Annotated in this window: 5 protein-coding genes; 2 read left to right on the forward strand and 3 right to left on the reverse strand. The window is 70.9% G+C overall.

What is annotated here, in order from left to right; all coding sequences use genetic code 11:
* Nucleotides 1–68: 68 nt before the first annotated feature.
* The 3 genes from ACIBF5_RS29870 to ACIBF5_RS29880 form a co-directional block, all read right to left on the reverse strand.
* Nucleotides 69–2,444 carry a sodium-translocating pyrophosphatase gene (locus ACIBF5_RS29870; protein ID WP_396816272.1) on the reverse strand — a complete coding sequence of 792 codons (2,376 nt, stop codon included), beginning with the start codon at nt 2,442–2,444 and terminating at the stop codon, nt 69–71.
* Between the two features lie 390 nt (nt 2,445–2,834).
* The gene (locus ACIBF5_RS29875) at nt 2,835–3,272 is read right to left on the reverse strand and encodes an ATP-binding protein (protein WP_396816286.1); all 438 of its coding nucleotides are present in this window, start codon (nt 3,270–3,272) and stop codon (nt 2,835–2,837) included.
* Entirely contained in the window at nt 3,269–3,625 is a 357-nt protein-coding gene (locus ACIBF5_RS29880) for an STAS domain-containing protein (protein ID WP_396816273.1), read from the reverse strand. Before ACIBF5_RS29880 ends, ACIBF5_RS29875 begins: the two co-directional genes overlap by 4 nt.
* 245 nt (nt 3,626–3,870) lie before the next feature.
* Between ACIBF5_RS29880 and ACIBF5_RS29885 the strand changes: the two genes are divergently transcribed.
* Nucleotides 3,871–6,261 carry a DEAD/DEAH box helicase gene (locus ACIBF5_RS29885; RefSeq protein WP_396816274.1) on the forward strand — a complete coding sequence of 797 codons (2,391 nt, stop codon included), beginning with the start codon at nt 3,871–3,873 and terminating at the stop codon, nt 6,259–6,261.
* A 73-nt stretch (nt 6,262–6,334) separates the two neighbouring features.
* A complete protein-coding gene (locus ACIBF5_RS29890; RefSeq protein ID WP_396816275.1) occupies nt 6,335–6,544 on the forward strand; it encodes a hypothetical protein in 210 nt (69 codons plus the stop codon).
* Nucleotides 6,545–6,707 lie beyond the last annotated feature (163 nt).

Raw genomic sequence — 6,707 nt, forward strand, 5'->3', positions numbered from 1 at the left:
AGGAAGGGGCCCTTGTTAACGCATAGCGTTAACAAGGGCCCCTTCCTTTCCTTCGCGCGCAGGGGCGGTCAGGCGGTGATGCTCTCCGGGCGGGGCTCGGAGCTGGCACCGGGGCCGGAGTCGTCATCCGACATGGCGACCGGCTTGCGCTTGCTGTAGATCACCGCGGCCACCACGATCACAACGGCGACCAGCGCGACCGTGATCCGCAACGGGGTGTTCCGGTCACCACCCACGCTCCACGCGACCACAGCCGGTGCGATCAGCAGCGAGACCAGGTTCATCACCTTGATCAGCGGGTTGATCGCCGGACCCGCGGTGTCCTTGAACGGGTCACCGACGGTGTCACCGATGATGGTCGCCTCGTGCGCGCTGGAGCCCTTGCCGCCGTGCGCACCGTCCTCGACCAGCTTCTTGGCGTTGTCCCAGGCACCGCCGGAGTTGGCCAGGAAGACCGCCATCAGGGTACCGGCGCCGATCGCACCCGCCAGGTACGACGCCAACGCGCCCGGGCCGAGGCCGAAACCGACCGCGATCGGGGCCAGGACCGCCAGCAGGCCCGGAGTGACCAGCTCCCGCTGGGCGTCCCGGGTGCAGATGTCGACCACCTTGCCGTACTCGGGGCGCTGGGTCCGGTCCATGATGCCGGGCAGGTCGCGGAACTGGCGGCGTACCTCCAGCACCACCGCACCGGCCGAACGGGACACCGCGTTGATGGCCAGCCCGGAGAAGAGGAAGACCACCGCCGCACCGATGATCAGGCCCACCAGGTTGCGCGGGTTCGCCACGTTGAGCGCGGCAAGGATCTCGCCGGCCACGTCGCCCACCCCGGCGTCGGCGTACGCCGCCCGGAGCGTGTCGGTGTACGACCCGAAGAGCGCGGTCGCGGCGAGCACCGCCGTGGCGATCGCGATCCCCTTGGTGATCGCCTTGGTGGTGTTGCCGACCGCGTCCAACTCGGTGAGGGTACGGCCACCCTGCTCGTCGATGTCGCCGGACATCTCGGCGATCCCCTGGGCGTTGTCGGAGATCGGGCCGAAGGTGTCCATCGCCACGATCACGCCGACCGTGGTGAGCAGACCGGTACCGGCGAGCGCCACGGCGAACAGGGAGAGCGTGATCGAGGTGCCACCGAGCAGGAACGCGCCGAAGACCCCACCGGCGATGAGCAGCGCGGAGTAGACGGCCGACTCCAGCCCGATGCTGATGCCGGCGAGGACGACGGTCGCCGGTCCGGTCAGGGAGCTCTTGCCGATGTCCTGCACCGGCCGCTTGTTGGTCTCCGTGAAGTAGCCGGTCAGCGCCTGGATCGCGGCGGCGAGCACGATGCCGATGGCAACCGCGCCGATGGCGAACCACTGCGGCCCGAGCGGCAGGTCACCCTCCACACCGAGCCGCGTACGCCAGCCGTCGCCGAGCAGTTCGCTCCAGGTCGGCTTGAGGTACACGAAGGACATCGCCGCGACCAGGATGGCCGAGAGCACCGCCGAGGCGTAGAACGCACGGTTGATGGCGGTCAGCCCGGACCGGTCCGAGGCGCGGAGCCGGGTGATGAAGACCCCGACGATCGCCACGATGACCCCGATGGTGGAGACGATCAGTGGGAAGACCAGCCCGGTCTCACCGAACGCGGCCCGACCGAGGATCAGTGCGGCGACCAGCGTCACCGCGTACGACTCGAACAGGTCGGCGGCCATGCCCGCGCAGTCGCCGACGTTGTCCCCGACGTTGTCGGCGATGGTCGCCGCGTTACGCGGGTCATCCTCCGGGATGCCCTGCTCGACCTTGCCGACCAGGTCGGCGCCGACGTCGGCGGCCTTGGTGAAGATGCCGCCGCCGACCCGCATGAACATGGCCAGCAGGGCCGCGCCGAAGCCGAAGCCCTCCAGCACGGTCGGCGCGTCGGCCCGGAAGAGCACGACGACCATTGCCGCGCCGAACAGGCCGAGGCCGACGGTGAGGAACCCGACCACGCCACCGGTCCGGAAGGCGATCTGCATGGCCTTTTCCCGGCCGCCCTGATGTTCCCGGGCGGCGGCGGCCACCCGCAGGTTGGCGCGGGTGGCCAGCGCCATGCCGGCGCCACCGATGAACGCACTGAACACGGCGCCGACGACGAAGAAGGCCGAGCGGCCGATCTTCACCAGGGTCTCGCTGCCGTCGGTCTGGTGCACCGGCAGCAGGAAGAGCAGGACCACCGCGAGTACGACGAAGACGGCGAGGGTCCTGAACTGCCGGAAGAGGTACGCCGAGGCGCCCTCCTGGACCGCTGCCGCGATCTCCTGCATGTTTGGGGTGCCCCTACCGGTCGCCAGGACCGCTTTGGTCAAGGTGGCGGCAAAGCCGAGCGCCACCAACGCGATGACCGCGGCGATGATGACGTACGACAGGTTCGCACCGCTGAGGGACAACCCGCCGCTTTCGGCGGCGAAGGTCGTGGACATCTATGTCCTCCTGTACCCAACACTCGCGCCGGCCGGCGGACGAACCGGCACGGCGTCTCCACGCGTGGAGCGACGGTTCGCAAGCGTCTCCGCCGGGCCAAGGCTTCAGCTCAGCGGTGATCACCCGGTCACGCGAGCGCGAGACCAGGGCACTTGCTGATAACCCCGGGTACTCTAGCCGCCCACAGTGTCGGAGGTCACAGTTACAGCCCGCCGTGTCGCAATGATCTTCGTCGCTGTGTTACTGGAGTTGATCTGTTATGGAGGATCACAGCGGCCACGCGACGGTCAGCCGGACGCACGTCCGGCCGCACACGGACGGTCAGCCGGACGCACGTCCGGCCGCACACGGACGGTCAGCCGGACGCACGTCCGGCCGCACACGGACGGTCAGCGGCCGACGGGCCAGACCATGCGGACCTCGGTGCCGATTCCCTCGTCCACGGGACGCACCTGAAGATCTTCGACAAATCCGGCGAGCAGGGCGAAGCCCACGCCTACGGTGAGCGCCTCGTCGGTCAACGACTCGTCGGCCAACTCGTCCGGAGGGAGCGCAGCCAGGCCCAGCCCGGCCTCGATCGGCGCCCGGTCGGTCACCCGGACCGTGTAGGTGCCACCGTCGGACATCTCCACCTGCACCAGGTCGGTCAGGCCGTACTGACGGTGCAGGGCCACCGCCCGGGTGCACGCCTCACCGATGGCCAGCCGCACCTCGTCGAGCAACTCCTCGGCGACGCCGGCCCGCCGGGCCACGGCGACCCCGACCAGGCGCGCGGTGCGGACATGCACCGGCGCCGGGGAGAAGGACAACCGGACGGTCGACATCAGGCGCTGGGGTTCGCCGCGCCCGGCGCGGTCGCCGCTTCGATCGAGGGGTAGAGCGGGAACACCTGGTCGAGCGCGGTGATCCGGAAAATCTTGAGCAGTGGCTCCTTGTCACAGACCAGGCCGAAGGTGCCACCGATCACGCGCAGCCGCTTGTGCGCACCGACCAGCACACCGAGACCCGTGGAGTCGAGGAAGTCCACCCGGCCCAGATCCACCACGACCCGGCGGGCACCACCGTCGATCATCTCGACCAGCCGTTCGCGGAGCCGGGGGGCGGTGTAGACGTCCACCTCGCCACCGACCTCCAGCACCGCGTGCTCGGCGATGGTGCGGGTCGTCAGCGACAGCTCCATCGATCCTCCTCGACTACCTCTCCGGCTGATGCCGGCCCGACTGGAAAGTTCCCGCCAGGAATGCTCATGGGCATCTAACCATCGTCCGCCCGGCGCCGCACCGAGCCGAAGCGTCGCCTACCTGACCCGCGCCCTCCACCTGACCTGACCCGCGCCCTCCACCTGACCCGACTCCGGCTGCCGGGACCCCCGCTCCGGCGCCCCCGACTTTCCGATTTCGGCTGGTCGGTGCAAGAGTGCAGGGCGTGACCACCTCAGCCACAGTATCGGCCGAGGCCGAGCAGCCCGGACCCCTCGGTGGGCCGACGCCGACTCCGGCCGAGCTGCTGCACCGGCTGCGCGCCCGTACCCGGCACGACCCGGTCACCCATGTCGAACGGGTGCCGGCCAGTGCCGGGCAGGCGGTGCCGTGGCCCGGCTGGGTGCCCGAGCCACTGCGGGCGGCGCTCGTCGGGCGAGGCGTGGTCGCACCGTGGCAGCACCAGGCCGAGGCGGCTGACCTGGCGTACGGCGGCCAGCACGTGATCGTCGCTACCGGCACCGGGTCGGGCAAGTCGCTGGCGTACCAGTTGCCGGCGCTGGCCACCCTGCTCACCGACCCCCGCGCGACGGTGCTCTACCTGGCCCCGACCAAGGCGCTCGCCGCCGACCAGTTGCGCGCCGTCGCCGCCCTGGACCTCGACGGCGTACGCCCGGCCAGCTACGACGGCGACACCCCGCGCGCCGAACGGGAGTGGATCCGTAAGCACTCCCGGTTCGTCCTGACCAACCCGGACATGCTGCACCACGGCATCCTGCCCGGACACGCGAACTGGGCGACGTTCCTGCGCCGGCTCGCCTTCGTGGTGGTCGACGAGTGCCACACGTACCGGGGCGTCTTCGGCTCGCACGTGTCGCACGTACTGCGCCGACTGCGGCGGCAGACCGCCCGGTACGGCCGCACCGTCGCCGGGGTGCCGCAGTCGCCGGTGTTCGTCCTGGCCTCGGCGACCTCGGGAGACCCCGCGACCGCCGCCGAACGGCTGACCGGCTTGCCGGTGACGGCCGTCACCGAGGACACGTCGCCCCGAGGCGGGGTGACCTTCGCCCTCTGGGAGCCGCCGCTGCTCCCGCCACCGCCGGACGCGGTCGACGCCACCGAGGCGGAACCCGTCCGCCGCTCCGCACTACGGGAGACCGCCGACCTGCTCAGCGACACCGTCTCCGCCGGGGTGCGTACCCTCGCCTTCGTCCGTTCCCGGCGCGGCGCCGAGGTGGTGGCGAGCAGTGCCCGGCGGTCGCTGGACGAGGCCGTGCCCGGCCTCGGCAAGCGGGTCGCCGCCTACCGGGCCGGCTACCTGCGCGAGGACCGGCGCAAACTGGAACGTGCGCTGCTGCACGGGGATCTACTCGGACTCGCCTCGACCAACGCGCTGGAACTCGGGGTCGACCTGGTCGGGCTGGACGCGGTGCTGATCTGCGGCTGGCCGGGAACCCGGGCCTCGCTCTGGCAGCAGGCCGGGCGGGCGGGACGTTCCGGCGGCGAGGCGCTCGCCGTGCTGGTGGCCCGGGACGACCCGCTCGACACCTACCTGGTGCACCATCCGGAGGCGCTGTTCGGGCGGCCGGTCGAGGCGACCGTGCTCGACCCGGCCAACCCGTACGTGCTCGGCCCACAGTTGTGCTGTGCCGCCGCCGAGGCCCCGCTCACCGAGGCCGACCTGCCACTGTTCGGACGGGGTGCGGCGGAGGCGGTGGACGCCCTGGTCGAGGCGGGTGCGTTGCGGCGACGCCCGACGGGTTGGTACTGGCGGCACACCGGGCGGCCGGACGTCGACCTGCGCGGCACCGGCGGTACGCCGATCGCGGTGGTCGAGTCGGCCACCGGCCGGCTGCTCGGCACCGTCGACCCGGGCTCGTCCCACTTCATGCTGCACACCGGGGCGGTCTACCTGCACCAGGGCGTCTCGTACGTGGTCGACGACCTGGACCTGGCGGACGCCTGCGCGCTGGTGCACGCCGAGGAGCCGGACTGGTCCACCCACGCCCGTGACGTCACCTCGCTGGGGGTGGTGTCGGTCCGCTCCTATCGCGACGCCGGGCCGGTCGGGCTCTTCCTCGGTGAGGTCGACGTGACCAGCCAGGTGGTGTCGTACCAGCGGCGGCGTCTCGCCACCGGCGAGGTGATCGACACCCGGCCGCTGGATCTGCCGGCACGAGAGCTGCGTACGGTCGCGGTCTGGTTCACCGTGTCACTGAACGCGCTGGTGGGAGCCGGGGTGGAGGTGGCTGACGTACCTGGTGCCCTGCACGCGGCCGAGCACGCCGCGATCGGCCTGCTGCCACTGATCGCGACCTGTGACCGGTGGGACATCGGCGGGCTCTCGACCGGGATCCACCCGGACACCGGTGCACCGACGGTCTTCGTCTACGACGGGCATCCGGGCGGGGCGGGTTTCGCCGAGCGGGCCTATCACGCGGCCACCGAGTGGTTGCGGGCGACGCGGGACGCGATCAGCGAGTGCGGCTGCGAGTCCGGTTGCCCATCCTGTGTGCAGTCGCCGAAGTGCGGCAACGGCAACAACCCGCTGGCCAAGGCGGAGGCGGTGAAGGTGCTGGACGTGGTGCTGGCGAACCTCTCCAAGGAATCCGACTGATTCATTCACATGAATTCAGGCGCGCCTGGGTACGCTGATGGGAGCGCTTCCATAGCCGTCCGAGGAGAAGAAAGTGGCCGACACCATCGCCGAGACCGTCGACCTGCTCTACGGCGTCGACCAGGAGAACCTCACCGTGGAGCAGCAGATCTCGCTCGGTCAGGCGTACGCCGCCCTGGCCCAGGCCGAGCAACTGCACCGGCTCAACGAGCAACTGCACAGCATCCACCAGATCCTCAGCGCCTCGGCGCTGCGCGCCGCTGCCGACGGCTCCGGGCGCTGACCGTCCGAAGTCCGGACCTGTCGCCGGTCGCCGTCCCGACTTTCGACATGACTGTGGTCGTCTACTACCCCTGGAGGGGTAGTAGACGACCCCAGTGGGGTTGCGCCCCGGGGGGAGGCCCCACCGGGGGGGCGGGTCGGGTGGGGGCGGCGCGGGGGGGGTG

This window comes from Micromonospora sp. NPDC050417 (assembly GCF_044458865.1).
In the GTDB taxonomy this organism is placed as follows: Bacteria; Actinomycetota; Actinomycetes; order Mycobacteriales; family Micromonosporaceae; genus Micromonospora_G.